This window comes from Pseudomonas hamedanensis, assembly GCF_014268595.2.
Lineage (GTDB): Bacteria > Pseudomonadota > Gammaproteobacteria > Pseudomonadales > Pseudomonadaceae > Aquipseudomonas > Aquipseudomonas hamedanensis.
Genome location: NZ_CP077091.1, coordinates 3,000,959 through 3,024,402, shown reverse-complemented (window position 1 = coordinate 3,024,402; position 23,444 = coordinate 3,000,959). Strand labels below are relative to the sequence as shown.

The 23,444-nt window shown below is 59.9% G+C and carries 23 protein-coding genes; 9 read left to right on the top strand and 14 right to left on the bottom strand.

Going from position 1 to position 23,444, the window contains the following annotated elements:
- Positions 1 to 121 precede the first annotated feature (121 nt).
- The gene (hisD, locus tag HU739_RS13135) at positions 122 to 1,459 is read left to right on the top strand and encodes a histidinol dehydrogenase (RefSeq protein WP_186547251.1); all 1,338 of its coding nucleotides are present in this window, start codon (positions 122 to 124) and stop codon (positions 1,457 to 1,459) included.
- A 2-nt stretch (positions 1,460 to 1,461) separates the two neighbouring features.
- Complete coding sequence (gene hisC, locus HU739_RS13130; RefSeq protein ID WP_186547250.1) at positions 1,462 to 2,514, top strand: histidinol-phosphate transaminase; 1,053 nt, start codon at positions 1,462 to 1,464, stop codon at positions 2,512 to 2,514.
- A 119-nt stretch (positions 2,515 to 2,633) separates the two neighbouring features.
- On the opposite strand, the gene HU739_RS13125 is transcribed toward hisC, so the two are convergent.
- The 3 genes from HU739_RS13125 to algW form a co-directional block, all read right to left on the bottom strand.
- The gene (locus HU739_RS13125; protein WP_186547249.1) at positions 2,634 to 3,353 is read right to left on the bottom strand and encodes a DUF4198 domain-containing protein; all 720 of its coding nucleotides are present in this window, start codon (positions 3,351 to 3,353) and stop codon (positions 2,634 to 2,636) included.
- 12 nt (positions 3,354 to 3,365) lie between these two features.
- Positions 3,366 to 5,471, bottom strand: coding sequence for a TonB-dependent siderophore receptor (locus HU739_RS13120; RefSeq protein ID WP_186547248.1), 2,106 nt, complete (start codon positions 5,469 to 5,471; stop codon positions 3,366 to 3,368).
- An 88-nt stretch (positions 5,472 to 5,559) separates the two neighbouring features.
- Entirely contained in the window at positions 5,560 to 6,717 is a 1,158-nt protein-coding gene (algW, locus tag HU739_RS13115) for a Do family serine endopeptidase AlgW (protein ID WP_186547247.1), read from the bottom strand.
- A 103-nt stretch (positions 6,718 to 6,820) separates the two neighbouring features.
- On the opposite strand from algW, the gene HU739_RS13110 reads away from it, so the two are divergent.
- The 3 genes from HU739_RS13110 to cysN all read left to right on the top strand — a co-directional run bounded on the left by HU739_RS13110 (position 6,821) and on the right by cysN (position 10,654).
- Positions 6,821 to 7,579, top strand: a complete 759-nt coding sequence (locus HU739_RS13110) for a Nif3-like dinuclear metal center hexameric protein (protein ID WP_186547246.1) — start codon at positions 6,821 to 6,823, stop codon at positions 7,577 to 7,579.
- Positions 7,580 to 7,828: 249 nt separating this feature from the next.
- Positions 7,829 to 8,746 carry a sulfate adenylyltransferase subunit CysD gene (cysD, locus tag HU739_RS13105; RefSeq protein ID WP_007912374.1) on the top strand — a complete coding sequence of 306 codons (918 nt, stop codon included), beginning with the start codon at positions 7,829 to 7,831 and terminating at the stop codon, positions 8,744 to 8,746.
- 9 nt (positions 8,747 to 8,755) lie between these two features.
- Positions 8,756 to 10,654, top strand: coding sequence for a sulfate adenylyltransferase subunit CysN (gene cysN, locus HU739_RS13100; RefSeq protein WP_186547245.1), 1,899 nt, complete (start codon positions 8,756 to 8,758; stop codon positions 10,652 to 10,654).
- Between the two features lie 213 nt (positions 10,655 to 10,867).
- Here cysN and HU739_RS13095 read toward each other — a convergent pair whose 3' ends face one another.
- The 3 genes from HU739_RS13095 to HU739_RS13085 are packed head-to-tail and all read right to left on the bottom strand — an operon-like array spanning position 10,868 to position 14,248.
- Positions 10,868 to 11,770 carry an acyltransferase gene (locus HU739_RS13095; RefSeq protein WP_186547244.1) on the bottom strand — a complete coding sequence of 301 codons (903 nt, stop codon included), beginning with the start codon at positions 11,768 to 11,770 and terminating at the stop codon, positions 10,868 to 10,870.
- Positions 11,771 to 13,870 (bottom strand): phosphate acetyltransferase, encoded by a 2,100-nt coding sequence (gene pta / locus HU739_RS13090; protein ID WP_186547243.1) that lies wholly within the window; start codon positions 13,868 to 13,870, stop codon positions 11,771 to 11,773.
- 51 nt (positions 13,871 to 13,921) lie between these two features.
- Positions 13,922 to 14,248: a DUF3565 domain-containing protein gene (locus HU739_RS13085; RefSeq protein ID WP_186547242.1), complete on the bottom strand. Its 327-nt coding sequence runs from the start codon at positions 14,246 to 14,248 to the stop codon at positions 13,922 to 13,924.
- Here HU739_RS13085 and HU739_RS13080 point away from each other — a divergent pair.
- The 3 genes from HU739_RS13080 to HU739_RS13070 all read left to right on the top strand — a co-directional run bounded on the left by HU739_RS13080 (position 14,217) and on the right by HU739_RS13070 (position 16,572).
- A complete protein-coding gene (locus HU739_RS13080; RefSeq protein ID WP_186547241.1) occupies positions 14,217 to 14,702 on the top strand; it encodes an FKBP-type peptidyl-prolyl cis-trans isomerase in 486 nt (161 codons plus the stop codon). The two genes, HU739_RS13085 and HU739_RS13080, sit on opposite strands and share 32 nt — an antisense overlap.
- A 123-nt stretch (positions 14,703 to 14,825) precedes the next feature.
- Positions 14,826 to 15,308: a glutathione peroxidase gene (locus HU739_RS13075; RefSeq protein ID WP_186547240.1), complete on the top strand. Its 483-nt coding sequence runs from the start codon at positions 14,826 to 14,828 to the stop codon at positions 15,306 to 15,308.
- A gap of 160 nt (positions 15,309 to 15,468) precedes the next feature.
- Complete coding sequence (locus tag HU739_RS13070) at positions 15,469 to 16,572, top strand: NADH:flavin oxidoreductase (protein ID WP_186547239.1); 1,104 nt, start codon at positions 15,469 to 15,471, stop codon at positions 16,570 to 16,572.
- 110 nt (positions 16,573 to 16,682) lie between these two features.
- On the opposite strand, the gene HU739_RS13065 is transcribed toward HU739_RS13070, so the two are convergent.
- A complete protein-coding gene (locus HU739_RS13065; RefSeq protein WP_186547238.1) occupies positions 16,683 to 17,879 on the bottom strand; it encodes a glycosyltransferase family 4 protein in 1,197 nt (398 codons plus the stop codon).
- Positions 17,880 to 17,919: 40 nt separating this feature from the next.
- Entirely contained in the window at positions 17,920 to 18,672 is a 753-nt protein-coding gene (gene cysZ, locus HU739_RS13060; protein WP_186547237.1) for a sulfate transporter CysZ, read from the bottom strand.
- A 311-nt stretch (positions 18,673 to 18,983) separates the two neighbouring features.
- Between cysZ and trxB the strand changes: the two genes are divergently transcribed.
- Positions 18,984 to 19,946: a thioredoxin-disulfide reductase gene (gene trxB / locus HU739_RS13055; RefSeq protein WP_186547236.1), complete on the top strand. Its 963-nt coding sequence runs from the start codon at positions 18,984 to 18,986 to the stop codon at positions 19,944 to 19,946.
- A gap of 188 nt (positions 19,947 to 20,134) precedes the next feature.
- Here trxB and HU739_RS13050 read toward each other — a convergent pair whose 3' ends face one another.
- From HU739_RS13050 to HU739_RS13025, 6 genes are all read right to left on the bottom strand, one after another.
- Positions 20,135 to 20,473, bottom strand: a complete 339-nt coding sequence (locus tag HU739_RS13050) for a HopJ type III effector protein (protein ID WP_186547235.1) — start codon at positions 20,471 to 20,473, stop codon at positions 20,135 to 20,137.
- Positions 20,466 to 20,762 (bottom strand): DUF1244 domain-containing protein, encoded by a 297-nt coding sequence (locus HU739_RS13045; protein ID WP_186547234.1) that lies wholly within the window; start codon positions 20,760 to 20,762, stop codon positions 20,466 to 20,468. Before HU739_RS13045 ends, HU739_RS13050 begins: the two co-directional genes overlap by 8 nt.
- A 111-nt stretch (positions 20,763 to 20,873) precedes the next feature.
- Entirely contained in the window at positions 20,874 to 21,245 is a 372-nt protein-coding gene (folX, locus tag HU739_RS13040) for a dihydroneopterin triphosphate 2'-epimerase (protein WP_186547233.1), read from the bottom strand.
- Entirely contained in the window at positions 21,246 to 21,806 is a 561-nt protein-coding gene (gene folE, locus HU739_RS13035; RefSeq protein WP_186547232.1) for a GTP cyclohydrolase I FolE, read from the bottom strand.
- 21 nt (positions 21,807 to 21,827) lie between these two features.
- Positions 21,828 to 22,538 (bottom strand): dihydromonapterin reductase, encoded by a 711-nt coding sequence (gene folM, locus HU739_RS13030; RefSeq protein WP_186547231.1) that lies wholly within the window; start codon positions 22,536 to 22,538, stop codon positions 21,828 to 21,830.
- A 175-nt stretch (positions 22,539 to 22,713) separates the two neighbouring features.
- Positions 22,714 to 23,283 carry an antibiotic biosynthesis monooxygenase gene (locus HU739_RS13025; RefSeq protein ID WP_186547230.1) on the bottom strand — a complete coding sequence of 190 codons (570 nt, stop codon included), beginning with the start codon at positions 23,281 to 23,283 and terminating at the stop codon, positions 22,714 to 22,716.
- Positions 23,284 to 23,444: the final 161 nt, after the last annotated feature.

Sequence of the window (23,444 nt, the reverse complement as noted above, 5' to 3'; positions counted from 1 at the left end):
CCTGCGCGGCCCGAGGCCGCGCCGTCTATCCGCCTCATAGCCAGAATTCTCAGGTGCCCAAGCGGATCGAATGCTAGTTTCGGGCGCCTGAGTTATTTGCCATTCCTATGAGGCTCTCGCTATGACCGCACCGACTGCAATTCGCCGACTCAACGCTGCTGACCCGGATTTCGCGCATCATCTGGATCATCTGCTGAGCTGGGAAAGTGTGTCTGACGACTCGGTCAATCAGCGCGTGCTGGACATTATCAAGGCGGTGCGCGAGCGCGGTGACGCGGCGCTGGTCGAGTTCACCCAGAAGTTCGATGGCCTCGAAGTCGCCTCGATGGCCGATCTGATTCTGCCGCGTGAGCGTCTGGAGCTGGCGCTGACCCGGATCACGGTCGAACAGCGCGAGGCTTTGGAAAAAGCCGCAGCACGGGTGCGCAGCTACCACGAAAAACAGAAACAGGATTCCTGGAGCTACACCGAAGCCGACGGCACGGTGTTGGGCCAGAAGGTCACACCGCTGGATCGCGCGGGTCTTTACGTGCCAGGCGGCAAGGCGTCGTATCCGTCGTCAGTGTTGATGAACGCGATTCCGGCCAAGGTCGCTGGCGTGACCGAAGTGGTCATGGTCGTGCCAACGCCGCGCGGTGAAATCAACGAACTGGTGCTGGCCGCTGCCTGCATCGCCGGGGTTGACCGGGTGTTCACCATCGGTGGCGCGCAAGCGGTTGCCGCACTGGCTTACGGCACCGAAAGCGTGCCGAAAGTGGACAAGGTTGTTGGTCCGGGCAATATCTATGTCGCCACGGCCAAGCGCCACGTGTTCGGTCAGGTCGGCATCGACATGATCGCCGGCCCTTCGGAAATCCTCGTGGTGTGTGACGGCCAGACCGATCCGGACTGGATCGCCATGGACTTGTTTTCCCAGGCCGAGCACGACGAAGACGCCCAGGCGATTCTGGTCAGCCCGGACGCCGAGTTCCTCGACAAGGTCGCCGCCAGCATCGACAAACTGCTGCCGACCATGGATCGCGCAACCATCATCGAAACCTCGATCAATGGCCGTGGTGCGCTGATCCAGGTGAATGACATGGCTCAGGCCATCGAAGTCGCCAACCGCATTGCCCCGGAACACCTGGAGTTGTCGGTCGCCGATCCACAGGCCTGGCTGCCGCAGATCCGCCACGCCGGTGCGATCTTCATGGGCCGCCACACCTCCGAGGCGTTGGGCGACTACTGCGCCGGACCGAACCACGTGCTGCCGACTTCCGGCACCGCGCGCTTCTCCTCGCCGCTGGGCGTGTACGACTTCCAGAAGCGCTCGTCGATCATTTTCTGCTCCGAGGCCGGGGCTTCGGAGCTGGGCAAAACCGCCTCCGTGCTGGCCCGTGGTGAATCGCTCAGCGCCCACGCGCGCAGCGCCGAATACCGCATCAAAGACCAGGATTTTTTGAAAGGGCAGGGGGAATGAGCATGAGTAAATTCTGGAGCCCGTTCGTCAAGGATCTGGTGCCGTATGTGCCGGGCGAACAGCCGAAGCTGACCCGACTGGTCAAGCTCAACACCAACGAAAACCCCTACGGTCCGTCGCCAAAAGCACTGGTGGCGATGCAGGCCGAGCTCAACGACAACTTGCGTCTGTACCCGGACCCGAACAGTGATCTGTTGAAAAACGCCGTGGCCAACTATTACGGCGTACAGACCAATCAGGTGTTCCTCGGCAACGGTTCGGACGAAGTGCTCGCGCACATCTTCCACGGGTTGCTGCAACACGATCAGCCGCTGTTGTTCCCGGACATCAGCTACAGCTTTTATCCCGTCTATTGCGGTCTGTACGGGATCGAATTCGACGCGGTGCCGCTGGATGCGCAATTCCAGATCAACCCGGCTGACTACGCCAAACCGAATGGCGGCATCATCTTCCCCAACCCGAACGCCCCGACCGGTTGCCTGCTGGCGCTGGAGGCGGTCGAGCAAATCCTCAAGGCCAGCCCGGATTCGGTGGTGGTCGTTGACGAGGCGTATATCGACTTCGGCGGTGAGACGGCCATCAGTCTGGTGGACCGCTATCCGAACCTGCTGGTGACCCAGACCCTGTCCAAGTCCCGTTCACTGGCGGGCCTGCGTGTTGGTCTGGCAGTGGGGCATCCGGACCTGATCGAGGCGCTGGAGCGGATCAAGAACAGCTTCAACTCCTATCCGCTGGATCGAATGGCGAATGTCGGCGCAGCGGCGGCTTTTGAAGATCGTGAGTATTTCGACAAGACTTGCCGTCAGGTCATCGAAAGCCGTGAGTGGGTGGTTGCACAGTTGCAGGCCAAGGGTTTTGAAGTCTTGCCCTCAGCGGCAAACTTTATTTTCGCCCGCCACCCGCAGCATGACGCGGCGGGGCTGGCCGCCAAGCTGCGCGAGCAGGGCGTGATCGTGCGGCATTTCAAGCAAGAGCGGATTGCGCAGTTCTTGCGAATCTCGATCGGTACGCCGGAGCAGAATCAGGCGCTGATCGACGGCCTCGGCGACCTCTGACCAGCTCTGCTTTCTGTAGGAGTGAGCCTGCTCGCGATAGCGGAGGGACATTCAACATTGATGTTGGCTGACCCGGCGCAATCGCGAGCAGGCTCACTCCTACAGGGGATTTGTAGCGTTTATTCGTGATGCGGCTCGCCCAAGAAAGTCAGCGAACTGAACAACCCGCGGCTATCCACATCCGCACTGCCCTTCACCGGTACCTCGACCTGCGCCGCAATCACATTCAACCCTTCATTCCTCACTAGCACTTGCGCACGCCCATCCTTGTCCGTCTCGGTGCTCAGCGTGTTCGGCGCGCTGCGATAGTCGCCAATCAACTTCACCCCGGCCGCCGGTTTGCCATCGAGCAATACTCGCACCGGCAACGATTTGCCTGGCCCTACAGTCAGCGGATCGACCTCCGGCAGGATCAGCAGTTTGATCTGATCAAGCTTCGGCAGCTTCGCCCCCGGCTGATAGATCGCCAGGCTGTATTTGAAGGTTTGCGTAGCCTCGGTGGCGCCGGGCACTTTGCTGCGTCCTTCGTTGACCCATTTCTTGTCCGCCGTCTGCGACCACATGCCATTGTCCAGTGCCACGGCCATCACCGCCGGCGGCTTCAACGGTTTCAGCCGTGCGTGATCGGCCAGACGCTCGACGCTGACCGGGATCATCTTGCCGCCCGCGTCATACGCCCAGGCGCCACTGATTTTCTGTGCCTTGAACGCGTTGTCTTCGGCGCCGTGACCGTAGACCACTTCGATATTGCCGCGGCGTTGTTCGGTCCACAAGCCATGGGCCGAGGCGTGGCCGGCGAACAAAGCGGCGAGGATCATGAGGGTTTTGCCGTAGTGCATGGGGACGTCCTTTTACAGGTTGAGTGTCAGGCTGACGGTGAAATTGCGCGGCTCGCCGGGGTTGACCCAGTAGTTGCTGTAGGAGCGCTCGTAGTATTTCTCGTCGAAGATATTGTTCAGGTTCAGGCCGAGCGTGACGTTGTCGCTGGCCTTGTAATGGGCGAGCAAGTCCACGGTTTGATAGGCAGGCAATTCGAAGTCGCTACCGGACTCGCCCGAGCGATCGCCTACATAAGTGAACGCTGCGCCGACATCTGAGCCGCGCAGATGGCCATCCTGAAATTCATAAACACCGAGCAGACTGCCGCTGCGTTTGGCCACGCCGAGGATGCGGCTGCCAGTGGGAATGCTCGCATCGCCCTTGGTGACTTCGGCGTCGATGTAAGCGAAGGCGCTGATCACCCGCACGGCGTCAGTCACCTGGCCGGTTATTTGCCAATCGAAACCCCGACTGCGCGCCTTGCCCATGGCGCGGCTGGTGTCGGTGCCCGGATCAAGGGCAAGGACGTTTTCCTTGTCGATATGGAAGAAGGCGAGGGTGCTGCTTACACGCTCGTCGAACAGCTCGTTCTTGATGCCGACTTCGTAACCGACGCCTTCTTCCGGGTCGAAGGATTTGCCGGAAGCATCCAGGCCGTTGTTCGGTTTGAATGAGGTCGAGGCGTTGGCGAAGAGGCCGGTGTTCGGCGTCAGTTGATAGAGCAGGCCGGCGCGTTGAGTCAGAGCATCGTGACGCTGCTGGCTTTTGGCGTTACGGCTGTGATCGTCGATGCGCTGATCGAAATGCTCGAAGCGCGCGCCGACCATGCCGCGCAGTTTGTCGGTAAAGATGATCTGGTCCTGCAGGTTCAGCGCATGACTTTCGACGTGCTCGAAGAAGTCGGTGCCTGAACGAGCGCCGTTGGGTTTCGGCTGGCCGTAAATCGGCTTATAGATGTCGATGGCGTAGGGACCGCCGGCAATAGTGGTGACGCGCTCGTCCTTGCGGTAATTCTCGTACTCGGTGCCAACCAGCAATTCATGCTGCCAAGGCCCGAGGTCGAACAGCCCGCGCAGTTCCAGTTGGGTGATGCTGTCGTGCCAACTCGTATCGCGTTCACGCAAGCGGCGGTTGACCGTGTGGCCGTCGGCGTTCAGCGCCCGTTGTTCCGACGCATCGCCCCAGAGTTTGCCTTCCTTGTAATGGCTGGCCAGGCGCAATTTCCAGCTGTCGTTCAGATGGTGTTCAAGGGTGGCCTGGAGCAGGTTGTTGTGGTTGTCGATGTCGCCGTCGTTGGGCTCGCCGAGGAAGGTCGAACGCGAGACACCGCTCCATTTATTGTTCGGCGCGACGATGCCGCGATCGAATGTCGAGCTGTGACGGACAATTTCACTTTCCACCAACAGCGACGTGTCCGGGTTCAGTTGCCAACTGATCGACGGCGCAACGAATACGCGCTTGGCGTCGACGTGATCGCGGAAGCTGTTGTTGTCCTCGACGGCGAGGTTGATGCGCGAGAGCACATCGCCCTGTCCATCGAGAGGCGTATTGACGTCCAGCGCGGTGCGATAGCGATCCCAACTGCCAGCGCTGGTTTGCAGGGTGGTGAAGGCTTCGGGCTGGGGTTTCTTGGTCACGATGTTTACCGTGCCGCCCGGATCACCGCGGCCATACAGGCTGGCGGCCGGGCCTTTGAGTACCTCGATGCGCTCGATGTTGGCCGCGTCTGGGGTACTGGGATAACCGCGATTGGCGCTGAAGCCGTCCTTGTAGAACTCCGAAGTGGTAAAGCCGCGCACGCTGTATTCGTACAGCGTCAGGCCGCCGAAATTGTTTTGTTTCGATACGCCGCCAGCAAAATCCAGCGCGCGCTCCACGCTGGTACTGCCCAGGTCGTTGAGGACGCTGGCCGGCACCACGCTGATGGCTTGTGGGATGTCACGAATCGCCGTGTCGGTTTTGGTCGCGCTGGCGGAGCGCGTCGCACGATAGCCTTTGACTGGACCTGTGGGCGATTCGTAGTCGGAGGTGACGCTGATGGCGTCGAGCTCCAGCGGCTGCGGCTCATCGGCGAAGGCGGGATCGCAGAGCAAACCCAGGGTCAGGCCCAGCAGTGAGGCCTTTTTGCGAGACGACATGTTATGTTGTTCTAATTTTCAGAATTGAAACAATATAACATGACTGTTGAGAGTGTCTGTTATTCGCGCCGCTGGCGCGAAAACATTTTTATTCTTCTTTTTCTTTCACCGGAGCCGGCGGAGGACGCAGGCCGATTTCAGCCGTAAGCTTGATTTCCTTGCCGTTGCGCATCACCTGAATCGTGACTTTGTCGGTCGGTTTGATCCGCGCGACCTGGTTCATCGAACGGCGGCCATCGCCGGCCGGTTCGCCATCGATACTCAGAATCACATCGCCCAGCTGCAACCCGGCTTTCTGCGCCGGGCCATCGCGGAAAATCCCCGCGACGACAATGCCCGGACGTCCGGACAAGCCAAACGACTCGGCCAGTTCCTGGGTCAGCGGTTGCACTTCGATGCCCAGCCAGCCACGAATCACCTGGCCGTGCTCAATGATCGACTTCATCACCTCCATCGCCAGTTTCACCGGAATCGCAAAACCGATGCCTTGCGAGCCGCCGGATTTGGAAAAAATCGCCGTGTTTATGCCGGTGAGGTTGCCGTTGGCATCGACCAGTGCACCGCCGGAATTGCCCGGGTTGATCGCTGCGTCGGTCTGGATGAAGTCTTCGTAGTTGTTCAGGCCTAACTGGTTACGCCCGGTGGCGCTGATGATGCCCATGGTCACGGTCTGGCCGACGCCGAACGGGTTACCGATGGCCAGAGCGACGTCGCCGATGCGGATGCTGTCGGAGCGGCCGACGGTGATTGCCGGCAGGTTTTTCAGGTCGATTTTCAGGACGGCAAGGTCGGTCTCGGGGTCGCTGCCGATGACCCGGGCCAGGGTTTCCCGGCCGTCTTTCAAAGCCACGACGATCTGGTCGGCGCCGCTGGTGACGTGGTTGTTGGTCAGGATGTAGCCTTCCGGGCTCATGATCACACCGGAGCCGAGGCTGGATTCCATGCGCTTCTGCTTGGGCGAGTTGTCGCCGAAGAAGCGCCGGAATTGCGGGTCCTCAAACAAAGGATGCGCCGGTTTGTTGATGACCTTGGTGGTGTACAGGTTGACCACCGACGGTGCCGCGATGCTCACCGCGTCGGCATAGGACACCGGGCCCTGCTGCACGATGGTGGTTTGCGGGGCCTGCTGCAGGTTGACGTCAAGGCTCGGCAGCCCGACCCACTCGGGGTAACGCTGAATAATCAACAGAGCGATAAGCACACCGGCCAACAGTGGCCAGCCGAAAAAACGCAGCGCCTTGAGCATTAAGCACGTCCTGGAAAGGTTGCAGGCGGGGTCAGACCGCCCATAATGTCGCGCATTATACGAGGCCGCGCGCGCCTCTGAACGGGATATTTAGGAGTCTTTCATGGCCGTCGCCCTCAGCACCCTCGTCGCAGAAGCCGACCGTTACCTTGGCAGCGCCAAAATCGCCGATTATTGCCCCAACGGCCTGCAGGTCGAGGGCCGCCCGCAGGTGATGCGCATCGTCAGCGGTGTCACCGCCAGCCAGGCATTGCTCGACGCGGCGGTCGAGGCGGGAGCCGACCTGGTGCTGGTGCATCACGGCTATTTCTGGAAGGGCGAGAACCCGTGCGTCACCGGCATGAAACAGCGCCGGCTGAAAACCCTGCTCAAGCACGACATCAGTCTGCTCGCCTACCATTTGCCGCTGGATCTGCACCCGGACGTCGGCAATAACGTGCAGCTGGCACGCCAACTGGACATCACGGTTGAAGGGCCGCTGGATCCGGACAATCTGAAAATTGTCGGTCTGGTCGGCTCGTTGAACGAACCGATGACGGCGCGTGATTTTGCCCGCAAGGTGCAAGACGTCATGGGCCGTGAGCCGCTGCTGATCGAAGGCAGCGGCATGATCCGCCGGGTCGGCTGGTGCACCGGTGGCGGCCAGGGGTATATCGATCAAGGCGTGGCGGCAGGCGTTGATCTGTTCATCAGCGGCGAAGCGTCCGAGCAGACTTTCCACAGCGCCCGGGAAAACGACATCAGCTTCATCGCTGCCGGCCATCACGCCACCGAACGTTATGGCGTGCAGGCGCTGGGTGATTACCTGGCAAAACGCTTTGCCCTCGAACACATCTTCATCGACATCTCGAACCCTATCTGACACACCGCGTTTCCCCTGTAGGAGTGAGCCTGCTCGCGATAGCTTTGTCATATCCAACATAGCTGTGACTGATTCACCGCTATCGCGAGCAGGCTCACTCCTACAGGGGGCTTTCCGCCCAAACGAGTGGGCATATTCATATGCCCTTTCGTTCTAGTTGGCGTCCTGATTAGAAGAGGTCGCTGTGCTAGGATTCCCCGCTCGAACACGGCCCGCTGGCCGTTCATAAGAAAGCTTTCGTGAGTAGCCATGGTCGACAAACTGACGCATCTGAAACAGCTGGAGGCGGAAAGCATCCACATCATCCGCGAGGTGGCCGCCGAGTTCGACAACCCGGTGATGCTGTACTCCATCGGTAAAGACTCCGCCGTGATGCTGCACCTGGCACGCAAGGCGTTCTTCCCGGGCAAACTGCCGTTTCCGGTGATGCACGTCGACACCCGCTGGAAATTCCAGGAAATGTACAAGTTCCGCGACAAGATGGTCGAGGAACTGGGCCTGGACCTGATCACCCACATCAACCCCGATGGCGTGGCGCAGAACATCAACCCATTCACCCACGGCAGCGCCAAGCACACCGACATCATGAAAACCGAGGGCCTGAAACAGGCGCTCGACAAGCATGGTTTTGACGCAGCTTTCGGCGGCGCCCGTCGCGATGAAGAGAAGTCCCGCGCCAAAGAGCGTGTGTACTCGTTCCGCGACAGCAAGCACCGCTGGGACCCGAAAAACCAGCGCCCCGAGCTGTGGAACGTCTACAACGGCAAGGTCAACAAGGGCGAATCCATCCGTGTGTTCCCGTTGTCGAACTGGACCGAACTGGACATCTGGCAGTACATCTACCTCGAAGGCATCCCGATCGTGCCGCTGTACTTCGCAGCCGAACGCGAAGTGATCGAGAAGAACGGCACGCTGATCATGATTGACGACGAGCGCATCCTCGAGCACCTGTCTGATGAAGACAAAGCGCGCATCGTCAAAAAGAAAGTGCGGTTCCGCACCCTTGGCTGCTACCCGTTGACGGGCGCGGTGGAGTCCGAGGCCGAAAGCCTGACGGACATCATTCAGGAAATGCTCCTGACGCGAACTTCCGAGCGCCAGGGCCGGGTCATCGACCACGATGGCGCAGGCTCGATGGAAGACAAAAAACGTCAGGGTTATTTCTAAGGGGCTGTCATGTCGCACGTATCTGATTTGATCAGCGAGGACATCCTCGCCTACCTGGGCCAGCACGAACGTAAAGAGCTGCTGCGCTTTTTGACCTGCGGTAACGTCGATGACGGCAAGAGCACCCTGATCGGGCGCCTGCTGCACGATTCGAAGATGATCTACGAGGATCACCTCGAAGCGATTACCCGCGACTCGAAGAAAGTCGGCACCACCGGTGACGACATCGACCTGGCCTTGCTGGTCGATGGCCTGCAGGCCGAGCGTGAGCAGGGCATCACCATTGATGTTGCCTACCGCTATTTCTCCACCGCCAAGCGCAAATTCATCATCGCCGACACCCCCGGCCATGAGCAGTACACCCGCAACATGGCCACGGGTGCGTCCACCTGTGACCTGGCGATCATTCTGGTCGACGCCCGTTACGGCGTGCAGACCCAGACCCGTCGTCACAGCTTCATCGCTTCGTTGCTGGGGATCAAACACATCGTCGTCGCCATCAACAAGATGGACCTGAAGGACTTCGACGAAGGCGTGTTCGAGTCCATCAAGGCCGACTACCTGAAGTTCGCCGAAGGCTTGAAAATGAAGCCGACCAGCATGCACTTCGTGCCGATGTCTGCCCTCAAGGGCGACAACGTGGTGAACAAGTCCGAGCGCTCGCCGTGGTACACCGGCCAGTCGCTGATGGAAATTCTCGAGACTGTGGAAGTCGCCGGCGACCGCAACTTCACCGACCTGCGTTTCCCGGTGCAGTACGTCAACCGCCCGAACCTGAACTTCCGTGGTTTCGCCGGCACCCTGGCCAGCGGCATCGTGCACAAGGGCGACGAAGTCGTCGTGCTGCCGTCGGGCAAAAGCAGCCGCGTGAAGTCCATCGTCACCTTCGAAGGTGAGCTGGAGCACGCGGGTCCAGGTCAAGCGGTGACGCTGACCATGGAAGACGAAATCGACATCTCCCGTGGCGATCTGTTGGTGCATGCCGATAACGTGCCGCCGGTCACCGACAGCTTCGAAGCGATGCTGGTGTGGATGGCTGAAGAGCCAATGCTGCCGGGCAAGAAATACGACATCAAACGCGCCACCAGTTACGTGCCAGGCTCAATCGCCAGCATCGTCAACAAGGTCGACGTCAACACCTTGGAAGAAGGCCCGGCGAGCGCATTGCAGCTCAACGAAATCGGCAAGGTGAAGATCGCGCTCGACGCGCCGATTGCTCTCGACGGTTACGAAAGCAACCGCACCACCGGTGCATTCATTGTCATTGATCGTCTGACCAATGGCACTGTCGGCGCCGGCATGATCGTCGCCCAGCCAGTGATGCATGGCGCCGCTACCCATCACGGCAAACTGGCCCACGTTGCGACTGAAGAACGTGCCCAGCGCTTCGGCCAGCAACCGGCGACCGTGCTGTTCAGCGGTCTGTCGGGCGCGGGTAAAAGCACGCTGGCTTATGCGGTCGAGCGCAAGCTGTTCGACATGGGCCGTGCGGTGTTTGTGCTGGACGGACAGAACCTGCGTCAGGATCTCAACAAAGGTTTGCCGCAGGATCGTGCCGGTCGCACCGAGAACTGGCGTCGTGCCGCGCACGTGGCGCGTCAGTTCAACGAAGCGGGCCTGCTGACCCTGGCCGCGTTCGTTGCGCCAAGTGCCGAAGGTCGCGAGCAGGCCAAGGAGCTGATTGGCAAGGATCGCTTGCTGACGGTGTACGTGCAGGCATCGCCAACCGGGTGCGCCGAGCGTGATCCGCAAGGTCTGTACGCCGCTGGCGGCGACAATATCCCGGGCGAATCCTTCCCGTACGACGTGCCGCTGAATGCCGATCTGGTGATCGACACGCAGTCGCTGAGTGTGGAAGAAAGCGTCAAGCAAGTGCTGGAACTGCTGCGTAAACGCGGCGCGATCTAAGCAAAAAACAGCTGCAAGCTTTTAGCTTGAAGCTGCAAGAAAAAGCCCGCCAGTGAGTGATCATCGGCGGGCTTTTTTATTCGGGCTAACTCGGTTGGTGATCGTTCCCACGCTCCGCGTGGGAATGCCTCATTGGACGCTCCGCGTCCGCTTCGGCAGGGACGCGGAGCGTCCCGGGCTGCATTCCCACGCGGAGCGTGGGAACGATCATCTTTAACGCTTCGGATATTCGCGGTGCATTTGTTCGAGCAACGCATCCTTGTCCAGCCACAGTTGATTGATCCAGCCCTGGAATTGCAGGCGGTACTCGCCGTCCTGGTCGTAGTTCTTGCCGATGAAGGCCGGCGGGATTTTGATTTCCTCAAAATGCACCACCACATCGCGCACGTTGCCGCACAGCAGATCCCAGAACCCCGGACGCCCGGCCGGGTAGTGAATCGTCACATTGACGATCGACTCCAGCTGCTCGCCCATCGCATCCAGCACAAAGGCGATCCCGCCGGCCTTGGGCTTGAGCAGGTATTTGAACGGCGACTGCTGCTGCGCATGTTTACCCTCGGTAAAACGCGTGCCTTCGACGAAGTTGAAAATCCCCACCGGGTTATGGCGAAACTTCGCGCAAGTCTTGCGTGTGGTTTCCAGATCCTTGCCTTTCTTTTCCGGGTGCTTTTCCAGATACGCCTTGGAATAGCGCTTCATGAATGGAAAGCCCAACGCCCACCACGCCAGACCGATCACCGGCACCCAGATCAGCTCTTGTTTGAGAAAGAACTTCAACGGCTGAATGCGCCGGTTGAGCACGTATTGCAGGACCAGAATATCCACCCAGCTCTGGTGGTTGCTGGTGATCAGGTACGAGTGCTGATAGTCGAGCCCTTGCAGGCCGCTGACGTGCCAGCGCGTGCGCCGTACCAGATTCATCCAGCCTTTGTTATTGCTGATCCACGCTTCGTGGGTGTGGCTCATCAGCCAACCGGCAATGCGCTGAGTCAAAGCAAATGGCAGCGCTTTGACCAGCGCCACACAGAACAGAAATGAACACAGCGCAATGGTGTTCAGCGCCAACAGCAGCGAGGCGATCACGCCGCGCAGCGGTGCAGGGAGAAAGTCCAGCATTTACACATCCATAGGTCGGTTGGCGGCTTGGATCGCCGTAAGGGCGATGGTGTAGACGATGTCATCGACTTGCGCACCGCGCGGCAAATCGTTCACCGGTTTGCGCAGGCCTTGCAGCATCGGCCCGAGGCTGACGCAATCGGCGCTGCGCTGCACAGCTTTGTGCGTGGTGTTGCCGGTGTTCAGATCAGGGAACACGAACACCGTAGCGCGTCCGGCGACCTGACTGTTCGGCGCCAGTTGTCGGGCGACATCGGCGTTGGCGGCGGCGTCGTACTGCAACGGCCCGTCGATCAGCAACGAGTGCTGTTGCTCGTGGGCGAGGAGGGTGGCTTCGCGAACCTTCTCGACTTCTTCGCCGCTGGCCGATTCGCCGCTGGAGTAGCTGATCATCGCCACCCGTGGGGTGATACCGAAGGCTGCCGCCGAGTCAGCGCTTTGCAGGGCGATTTCCGCCAGTTCCGCAGCGCTCGGGTGCGGATTCATCACACAGTCGCCGTAGACCAGCACTTCTTCCGGGAACAACATGAAAAACACCGACGACACCAGCGTGCAGCCCGGCGCGGTCTTGATCAGTTGCAAGGCCGGGCGGATGGTGTTGGCGGTGGTGTTGATCACCCCCGACACCAGGCCATCGACCTCATCCAGCGCGAGCATCATGGTGCCGATCACCACAGTGTCTTCCAGTTGCTGCTCGGCCATCGGCGCATTGAGGCTCTTGGTCTTGCGCAGGGCGACCATCGGCTCGACGTAGCGCTCGCGGATGTGATCCGGATCGAGAATTTCCAGCCCCGGCGGCAACACGATGCCTTGCGCGCGCGCCACCGCTTCGACGTCTGCAGGTTTTGCCAGCAACACGCAACGGGCGATCCCGCGTTCCTGACAGATGGCTGCCGCTTGCACGGTAAACGGTTCGCTGCCTTCGGGTAGAACGATGCGTTTGTTCGCCGCCTGCGCGCGCTGGATCAATTGATAGCGGAACACCGCTGGCGACAGGCGCATTTCCCGCGGTGTGCCGCAGCGCTGGTGCAGCCAGTTGGCGTCGAGGTGGCTGGCGACGAAATCGGTGATGATTTCCGCACGCTCGCGGTCGTCGATCGGGATTTCCTTGTTCAAACCGTTGAGCAGGTTGGCGGTGTCGTAAGAACCGGTGCTCACCGACAGCACCGGCAAACCGGCCTGCAAGGCGCCACGGCACAGGTCCATGATGCGTGGATCGGGCAGGGTGTCGCTGGTCAGCAGCAGGCCGGCCAGCGGCACGCCGTTGATCGCCGCGAGACTGACAGCAAGGATGATGTCGTCGCGATCACCCGGGGTCACCACCAGCACGCCCGGCTTGAGCAGCTCGACGGTGTTGCGCATGGTGCGTGCACAAATGATGATTTTGCTCATGCGCCGGGTTTCGTAATCGCCAGCATTGAGCACCTGCGCGCCCATCAGGTCGGCGACATCACGGGTGCGCGGGGCATTGAGTTCCGGCTGGAACGGAATGCAGCCGAGCAGACGAAAATCGCCACTGCGCAGCAGCGGCGAATGCTCCTTCAGCCGCGCGGCGAACTCGTCCATGCTCTCCTCGGTCTTGACCTTGTTGAGGATTACGCCGAGGACCTTCGGATCTTTCGGGCCACCAAACAATTGCGCCTGCAGTTCGACGCGCCCGGAGAGTTCGGCGAGCACTTCGTTTTCCGGCGCCGAGACCAGAATCACTTCGGCATCGAGGCTCTTGGCCAGGTGCAGATTGACCCGCGCGGCGTAGCTGGCGCTGCGGGTTGGCACCATGCCTTCGACCACCAGCACATCCTTGCCGACGGCGGCCTGTTGATACAGCGCGATGATTTCCTCGAGCAGTTCGTCGAGCTGACCGTCGCCGAGCATTCGCTCGACATGCGCCAGACCCAACGGTTGCGGCGGTTTCAGGCCGTGGGTGCGCGCCACCAGTTCGGTGGAGCGCTCAGGGCCGGTGTCGCCCGGGTGCGGCTGGGCGATCGGTTTGAAGAAGCCGACTTTAAGCCCGGCTCGCTCCAGTGTGCGCACCAGCCCGAGGCTGATGGAGGTCAGGCCCACACCAAAATCGGTGGGTGCGATAAAAAAAGTTTGCATGGGAATTCTCTATGCAAGGGCGTCAGCCTATGTCTGGCGGACTACCGAAATTCAGTCGCCAAGGTTATCGCTAACCGAGCCTTGTGCGCACCAACCGCAGGCAAAGGGTTGGCCTATTTTTTCAATACGTTGCGCCGGATCCAGGACCCAGGCGCGCGATTGCCAGGGCGGCTGGTGACGCAGGTGCTGGGTGTGGCCGCAGGAAAGCTCGGCGACCCAGTGACCTTCCTCGTCCTGATGAAAGCCGGTGATGGTCGAAACCCGTTTGTCCGGGTTGTGGTCGCTTTCACGCGATTGCTTCGCTAAACTTGGCCTTTCTATATTCTTATGCAAAAGGTCTCGCCCCATGCTGATCGCCGCCAATAAGGCTGTCTCCATCGACTATACCCTGACCAACGACGCTGGTGAGGTCATCGACAGCTCCGCCGGCGGCGCTCCGCTGGTCTACCTGCAAGGCGCAGGCAACATCATCCCGGGTCTGGAAAAAGCCCTCGAAGGCAAAGCTGTCGGTGACGAGGTGAAAGTTGCCGTTGAGCCGGAAGACGCTTACGGCGAATACGCCGCGGAACTGGTCAGCACCCTGAGCCGCAGCATGTTCGAAGGCGTTGACGAGCTGGAAGTCGGCATGCAATTCCACGCGTCGGCGCCCGATGGCCAGATGCAAATCGTGACCATTCGTGACCTGGACGGCGATGATGTCACCGTCGACGGCAACCACCCGCTGGCCGGTCAGCGCCTGAACTTCGACGTAAAAATCGTCGATATTCGCGACGCCAGCCAGGAAGAAATTGCTCATGGTCACGTCCATGGCGAAGGTGGCCATCACCACTGATTTTCTGCGCTAAGCTTCGAGTACTGGAGAGGCGCCCGTGGGCGCCTTTTTAGTCCGCGGCTGTCCTTGGTGGCCCCGCCAAGTGGCTGTTTCGAGTAGAACACGAGAATCCTGGAGTTCGGTATGAGTGCTTTTCACGACCTTAAGCTGACAGCCCTGGATGGACAGGAGCTACCGCTGTCGCCGTTCAAGGGCCAAGTCGTGCTGGTGGTCAACGTCGCCTCCAAGTGCGGCTTGACCCCACAGTACGCGGCGCTCGAAAACCTGTATCAGCAGTTCAAAGCCAAGGGCTTCAGTGTGCTGGGCCTGCCGTGCAACCAGTTTGCCGGCCAGGAGCCGGGCACTGAACAGGAAATTCAGGATTTCTGCAGCCTCAACTATGGCGTGACGTTTCCATTGTCGAGCAAGCTTGAAGTCAATGGCCATGAGCGCCATCAGTTGTACCGCCTGCTGGCAGGAGAGGGCGCCGAGTTCCCCGGTGACATCACCTGGAATTTCGAGAAGTTTTTGCTCGGCAAGGATGGTCGGGTACTGGCGCGATTCTCGCCGCGCACGGCGCCGGATGATCCGAGCGTGATTGCCGCGATCGAAAAAGCGTTGGCCTGAAAAGCAGGATCAGGAGATCGCCCGATCGCGGCCCGAGCCTTCGGACGATCTTTTGCCTTTGATCTTTTAACCCTTAATCACCCCAATCAATAATGCTGTTCAGCGTCTTCGACTCTCCATATTATCTTCGTCATAAAGTCCTCTCTGTGGAGCCTCGCCGATGCCCGTTCAAGCCCTGTTCAAACCGTTCCACCTCGGTGCCCTCGAATTGCCGACCCGGGTGGTCATGGCGCCAATGACCCGTTCGTTTTCGCCTGGCGGCGTACCGAATTCCAAAGTCATTGAATACTATCGTCGTCGCGCAGCGGCCGGTGTCGGCCTGATCATTACCGAAGGCACCACGGTCGGCCATATCGCCTCCAACGGCTACCCGAACGTGCCGCAGTTTTTCGGTGAAGCGCCGCTGGCAGGCTGGAAAAAAGTCGTCGACGCGGTCCACGCTGAAGGCGGCAAGATCGTCCCGCAACTGTGGCACGTCGGCAGCGTGCGCCGCCTCGGCACCGAGCCGGACGCCAGCGTTCCGGGCTACGGTCCGTCGGAAAAGCTCAAGGATGGTCAGGTCGTGGTGCACGGCATGAGCAAACAAGACATCCAGGACGTGATTGCCGCGTTTGCCCAAGCTGCCAAAGCTGCGCAAGACATCGGCATGGATGGCGTGGAAATCCATGGCGCCCACGGTTATCTGGTCGACCAGTTCTTCTGGGAAGGCAGCAATCAGCGTACCGATGAGTACGGCGGCAGTCTGGCCAACCGCTCGCGTTTCGCCATCGAATTGATTCAGGCGGTACGTGCGGCAGTCGGCGAAGGTTTTCCGATCATCTTCCGCTTTTCGCAATGGAAGCAGCAGGATTACACCGCGCGTCTGGTACAAACTCCTGAAGCGTTGGGTGAATTCCTCAAGCCGCTGTCTGACGCGGGCGTGGATATTTTCCACTGCTCGACGCGACGTTTCTGGGAGCCGGAGTTCGACGGCTCCGATCTGAACCTGGCCGGCTGGACCCGTAAACTGACCGGCAAACCGACCATCACCGTCGGCAGCGTTGGCCTGGATGGCGAGTTCCTGCAGTTCATGGTCAACACCGACAAGGTTGCGCAGCCGGCGAGTCTGGAGAACCTGCTGGAACGGCTGAACAAGGAAGAATTCGATCTGGTGGCGGTGGGGCGCGCGCTGCTGGTCGACCCGGACTGGGCGCAGAAAGTTCGCGAAGGGCGTGAGCAGGATATTCTGCCGTTCAGCCGTGAGGCGTTGATGACCCTGGTTTAAGCGGCGCTTTCACTGACGCCATCGCGAGCAGGCTCACTCCTACAATTGGAATGCGTTCCCTTTGTAGGAGTGAGCCTGCTCGCGATAGCGGTCTCCAAGTCAGCCATGGCTCAGGGCAATGTCTGCGCATTCGGCACTACCAGCTCCCTCTGACAAGCCCCCCGCAAATACCCTTCAAATTGCTCGATAATTGCCGCCCAGCCCTGCCGGCTGCCATGCTGTCGCGCATTCAGCCGCACACAACGCAACCGCTCGTCTTCCTCCAGCAACCACGCCGCCGCTTCGCAAAAAGCCTGCTCATCACCGGGCATCGCTGATACGCCGTTGTAACCGTGGCGAATATGCTGCGCCGCCGCGGCTTGGTCATAGGCCACCACGCCCAACCCCGAGGCCAAGGCTTCCAACACCACGTTGCCAAAGGTTTCCGTCAGGCTCGGAAACACAAACACATCTCCAGAGGCATAGTGCGCCGCCAGGGCTTCGCCACGCTGGGCGCCGCAGAAAATAGCCTCTGGCAGGTCCTTCTCCAACGCTGTGCGCTGTGGACCGTCGCCCACCACAATCAGCTTCAGATTGCGCTGTGGATAAGTCTGGCGAAGTTTTTCGAAACAGCGTTTGAGCAGGCCGAGGTTTTTCTCCGGTGCGAGTCGTCCTACGTGAATCACGGCTATATCGCGTTCAGCCAGCCCCCACTGCTGACGAAGTGTGTTCAGCCGTTTGCTGGGGTGAAACAACTGGCTGTCCACACCGCGTGATAGCAGGGCGAGTCGCTCAAAATGCCGGCGTTCCAGCTCCAGGCGTTGGCTGACACTTGGCACTAGCGTCAACGCCGAACGATTGTGAAACCAGCGCAGGTAATGCGTGAGCATCCGTGTCAGTAAACCGAGTCCGTATTGGCTGGTGTATTGCTGGAAATTGGTATGAAAACCGCTGACCACCGCAATGCCCAGGCGTCGTGCCGCCCGCAGCGCCGACAACCCCAGCGGACCCTCGGTGGCGATGTACAGCACATCCGGGCGTTGATGCTTCCAACGCCGCAGCAGTTTATGCATCGATGACTGGCCCCATTGCAGGCCGGGATACCCCGGCAATGGCCAGCCGCGACACAGCAACAATTCGTCATCGCTACGTTGCTGATCGCCGGCCTGACGCGGGCGCACCAGGTCAACCTGATGCCCACGCGCGCGCAGTCCATCGCACAAGCGGCCAAGGGTATTGGCCACGCCGTTGATTTCCGGTGGGAAGGTTTCGCTGATCAGGGTGATGTGTAGAGCTGTCGTCATGACCTCAGTGTCGGCTGAGGCCATGTCGACGATGTGACGTTTGGATGATGGATTTGTGACTGGGTCAGTTTTGCGTAACGAGGTTCTCCGCACCGCGCTCACGCACCCAGAACAGCGTCGCCCCGGCGACCGCGGCCGGCATCATCAGGATGTTGACCACAGGGATCAGCAACACCAGATACACGCTGCCGCCGAAACTCATGCTCTGCCAGCGCTTTTGCCGCAGCCAGGCGAGCATCTCGTTCCAGCCGAGTTTATGGTTGTCCGCCGGGTAGTCGATGTACTGGATCGCCATCATCCATACGCCGAACAGCAGCCATAGCGGTGCGGCGATGATGTTGACCACGGGAATGAACGAAAGGATGAACAGGCCGATCGCCCGCGGCAGGAAATAGCCAAGCTTGCGCATTTCCCGGGCGAATGTACGCGGAACCATGGCGATCAGCTCGCCCCAACTGAACGCCGGGAAGTCGTCGGTGCCACGCACCACCACTTCGACTTTTTCCGCAAGGAAGCCATTGAACGGTGCGGCAATGATATTGGCGAGCAAGGTGAAGCTGAAAAACACCATCAGCACCACCAGCACCACGAACAACGGCCAGAGGATGTAGCTGAGGAAGCTCAGCCATTCGGGCAGTGACGGCATCAGCGTGTCGACCCACAGACTGAACTGATGGCCGGCCAGATAGATCAAACCGACAAACAGCACCAGATTGATCGCCAGCGGCAACAGCACGAACAGGCGCAGGCCTGGGCTGAGAACCAGTTTGAGGCCTTCGCGCAGGTATTGCGGGCCGGAAAGAACGGGGGCGGGCATAAGGTGCTCCGAGCAAGGGAAAACGCGCCGACCTTACCGGCTTTGCAGCGGTGGTGAAAGCGCGGCAGATTAATCGACATGCACTGTAACAAAGACGTCCATCAGGTCAGTCGCTCGGCATAGAGACCACCTATGAGCTGGATTGTTAAACCGTATTTCCTTAATCTTGCCCCCCTCGATACGCTGCACCCAACTTTTTACAGGACTGTCGAGTTCAAGCCTTCCCCAAGGTCATCCACGGTCCTTTTTTATTCCCGCCGGCAGTCCGGCGATCCGTGCCCGTTTTTCGGCCCGGTCAACAGGAGCAGGTCATGTCTGAAGTCCGTCATTCGCGAGTGATTATTCTCGGTTCCGGCCCTGCCGGTTACAGCGCTGCGGTCTACGCGGCCCGTGCCAACCTCAAGCCATTGCTGATCACCGGCATGCAGGCCGGCGGTCAACTGACCACCACGACCGAAGTCGATAACTGGCCGGGCGACGTGCACGGTCTGACCGGTCCGGTGCTGATGGAGCGGATGCGCGAACACGCCGAGCGTTTCGAAACCGAGATCGTTTTCGATCACATCAACGCTGTGGATTTCGCTGCCAAGCCGTACACCCTGACCGGTGACAGCGCCGTCTACACCTGCGACGCGCTGATCATCGCTACCGGTGCCAGCGCCCGTTACCTGGGCCTGCCTTCGGAAGAAGCGTTCATGGGCAAAGGCGTGTCGGCCTGCGCGACCTGCGACGGTTTCTTCTACCGCAACAAGCCGGTAGCGGTGGTGGGCGGCGGCAACACCGCGGTTGAGGAAGCACTGTATCTGGCCAACATCGCCAGCACCGTAACGCTGGTTCACCGTCGCGAAACCTTCCGTGCCGAGAAGATCCTCATCGACAAGCTCAACGCCCGTGTGGCCGAAGGCAAGATCATCCTCAAGTTGAACGCCAACCTGGACGAAGTCCTCGGCGACAACATGGGCGTGACCGGTGCGCGTCTGCGCAACAACGATGGCAGCTTCGACGAAATCAAGGTCGACGGCGTGTTCATCGCCATCGGTCACACCCCGAACACCTCGCTGTTCGAAGGCCAGTTGACGCTCAAGGACGGTTATCTGGTGGTGCAGGGCGGCCGTGAAGGCAACGCCACTGCCACTAGCGTCGAAGGTGTCTTCGCGGCCGGTGACGTGGCTGACCACGTTTACCGTCAGGCCATCACCTCGGCGGGCGCCGGCTGCATGGCGGCACTCGATACCGAGCGTTACCTGGACGGTCTGCAGAACGCTACGTTCTAAATCGCAGGCACAAAAAAACCGGCCAGAGAATGGCCGGTTTTTTTGTGCCCGTTATCCGGGCCTCCACAACTCAAAATGTGGGAGCGAGCTTGCTCGCGAAAGCGGTATTTCTGTCGACATTAATGTTGAATATCAGACCGCATTCGCGAGCAAGCCCGCTCCCACAGGGGATCGCGTGGCTGCAGAGATTAGCGGCGGGTCAGCGGCTGGCCTTCAAGTTTCACACCGGCAAGGCCGTGTTTGATCAGCGCGCGAATATTGCCGTGATCGTTGCCCTCAGGCGTTGCGACGACCGAACGGTAATGCTCGCCGAATGCCAGCAGCGCTTCTTCATCACTCAAGCCTTCCAGCAGCGCCAGGCCGAGCGTCTTGCATGAGCCTTCGTTCTGCCCGGCGGCATTTTCCACGCCACCGTTGTTGAAGGCCTGCGGCTGATAGTCGTAACCGGCGGCGATGAACGCGAGGGTGTCGGCAAAAGCGTGTTCGCCGCTCTTCAGGCTGGCCCGCAGGATGTTCAGATCAGTCATGGGTTTTTCCTTTGGCGAACGCCGCTTGTTGTTCGGCGCTGGCTTCTTGCTGATATTGCGCTTTCCACTCGGCGTATGGCATGCCGTAAACCACTTCGCGGGCGTCATCAAGGCTGACCTCGATCTGACGCTCGTCGGCTTCGGCCTTGTACCACTTGGACAGGCAGTTGCGGCAGAAGCCGGCGAGGTTCATCAGGTCGATGTTCTGCACATCCTTGCGGCTGTCCAGGTGGGCGACCAGCCGGCGGAAGGCGGCGGCTTCGAGTTCGAGGCGTTGTTGCTCGGTCATAGGGGTCTCTGCGAGACAGCTTCAAGCGGCGCGCTTCAAGCTGCAAGATGGGGTGACAGTGAGCGAAGTTTACAGCTTGCGGCTTGAAGCTTGAAGCTTGAAGCTTGAAGCTTAGCGGCTTGCCGCGAGCGTTATCGAGACCGACTCGGCGAAACGCAGCGCGTGCGGTTTGTCGACTTCGACTTCGGCGTACAGCACCGAGTCGTTGGTCATCACCAGATCGAGCAGTTCCTGGGTCAGACGCTCGAGCAGCGCGAAGCGGTTGCCCTCGACATGGGCGATGATCGCCTTGGTGATGGTGCGGTAATTCAGCGCATGGTCGATGTCGTTGTCACGCACCGCTTCCTGCGCGGCATACAGAATGGTCAGGTTGATCAGCACATCCTGCTTGTTGAGGATCTCGTCCTCGTTGATCCCGATAAAGGTGCGCAAGCGCAAATCCTTGACCCGGATGCGTGCCATTCCTGGTTGAAGTTGTGGCATTTACTTGCTCCGTCCAATCAATTGCAGAAACTCCTGGCGGGTGGTGCTCGAGTCGCGGAAGGCGCCGAGCATGACCGAGGTGTTCATGGTCGAATTCTGTTTTTCGACACCGCGCATCATCATGCACATGTGTCTGGCTTCAATGACCACCGCGACGCCGGCGGCATCGGTGACCTGCTGCACCGCATCGGCTATTTGCCGGGTGAGGTTTTCCTGAATCTGCAGGCGCCGGGCGAACATGTCTACCAGTCGGGCGATTTTCGACAATCCCAGCACCTTGCCTGTTGGAATATAAGCCACATGGGCCTTGCCGATGAAGGGCAGCAAGTGATGTTCGCACAATGAGTACAACTCGATGTCGGCGACGATGATCATTTCATCGCTGTCAGAAGCAAACAGCGCACCATTGACGATGGTTTCGACGCTCTGTTCGTAACCGTGACACAGGTACTGCATGGCCCTGGCCGCGCGCACCGGTGTATCGAGCAACCCTTCTCGGTCGGGATCTTCACCGAGGCCGATCAAAATGTCGCGGTAATGTTCGGGCAGGGAGCGGTTCATGGACAGCCTCGCAGCAGGACGTTATTTGACGTGCCGCCCGCCGTTGACGGTCAGGGTCGTGCCGGTGACGTAGGGGTTATCGAGCAGATAACGCAAGCTCTGATAGATCACTTCGCTGCCGGGCTCGATCCCCAGCGCCGATTTGGCCAAGGCCTTGGCGCGGTACGCCGCATCGTCGTCGGGATTGAACAATAGCAGGGCCGGGGAGATGCCGTTGACCTTGATCGCCGGCGCATAGCGGGCGGCAAAAGACAGCGTCAGGCTGTCCAGCCCGGCTTTGCTGGCGCAGTAGCCGATGTGTTTGCTGCTGCCTCTGCGCGTGACGTCATCACTGATATGGACGATGTCGGCGGGCGCCGAGCGCCGTAGCATGTCGGCGCAGTGCAGGTTGATCAAATATGGCGCGAGCATGTGCACATTGAACAGCCGAGCAAAGGCCTGGGCCTCGTTGCCCGGGGTTTCGGCCAGCCATTCGGAGGCGTTGTGCACGATGGCGCGCAGGCTGTCGGTGTGCGATTGCAGTTCGGTGATAAAGGCGAGGATACCGGCTTCACTGGAGAAGTCTGCGAACAGGCCAATGGCGCCCAGGTCGCGCAGCGTTTGCACGCCGGGGCGTTCCGTGCGGTAGCTGAAAATCACACGGTGGCCGTCTTCGAGCAAGCGCTGGGCACAATGCAACCCGACACGCTGGCCGGCACCGGTGAGGAGGATCGGGGCTACGCAATCAGGCATGAACAGCTCGCATCGCAGGGTAAGCAAAAACTATAACAGCGACATGAGCGGTATACCTATTGCTGGTGATACCACCTGCCTGTGGGAGCGCGCCTGCTCGCGAAAACGCTGCATCAGTCGACATCCATGTTGGACGACGGCCAGCATTGGCAAGCAGGCTCGCTCCCGCAAAGGATTAGCGATTTTGCGTAGACGGTGTCACCGGCAACGGCCGTGTCGGGGGGCTGTTCAACCAGTTCGCCAGCAAGCGCGTCGACAGCGGAATAAAGAGGTAAACCATCAGCGGTGTCAGGCATGCTGTACTGATCAGCACACGGGGCAGCAAGCTCAGTTCGGCGAGCAATGGCCCGAGGATAAAATTGAACAACAGCGACACCGGAAAAAAGGCCAGCCAGATCGCCACGGCCTGTTTCCAGCGCGGTGGCCGCTGGCCTGCGGCGCCGAACCAGCCTTCGATACCGCTGACGCGGTGTTCCTGCGGATGGGCGAACAGATCGCTGCCACGGCTCAACCAAGCGGTGCGCGATGCCGAATGTTCCCAGGCATGCAGCGTCTGCTCGTCGACAAAGCGGAAAATGATCTGGAATTCGTTATCGCCGGGCGGTGGTGCGAGCACGCCGGAACCCAGATAACCGGGAAAATCAGTGGCCAGTTGTTCGCCTTCGCGCAGCCAGGCGATCAGATCCTGATAGCGACCATCGGCGACGCGACGGGCTACCATTAGCGTGACGGGGGCAGTAGACATTGTGTATCTCCATGTTTCGGTGCTCCGCTCCGGATAGGAGTTTCGCCTGACGCAGGGCCGGGGTAGAGGCCTGCGCTTTTCAACAAGCAAAGATTATTCCTGTTTTTGCCGATTAAACCAGCGGCTTTCGTCGCATTTAAGCACTTGAATGTCGATAGGAC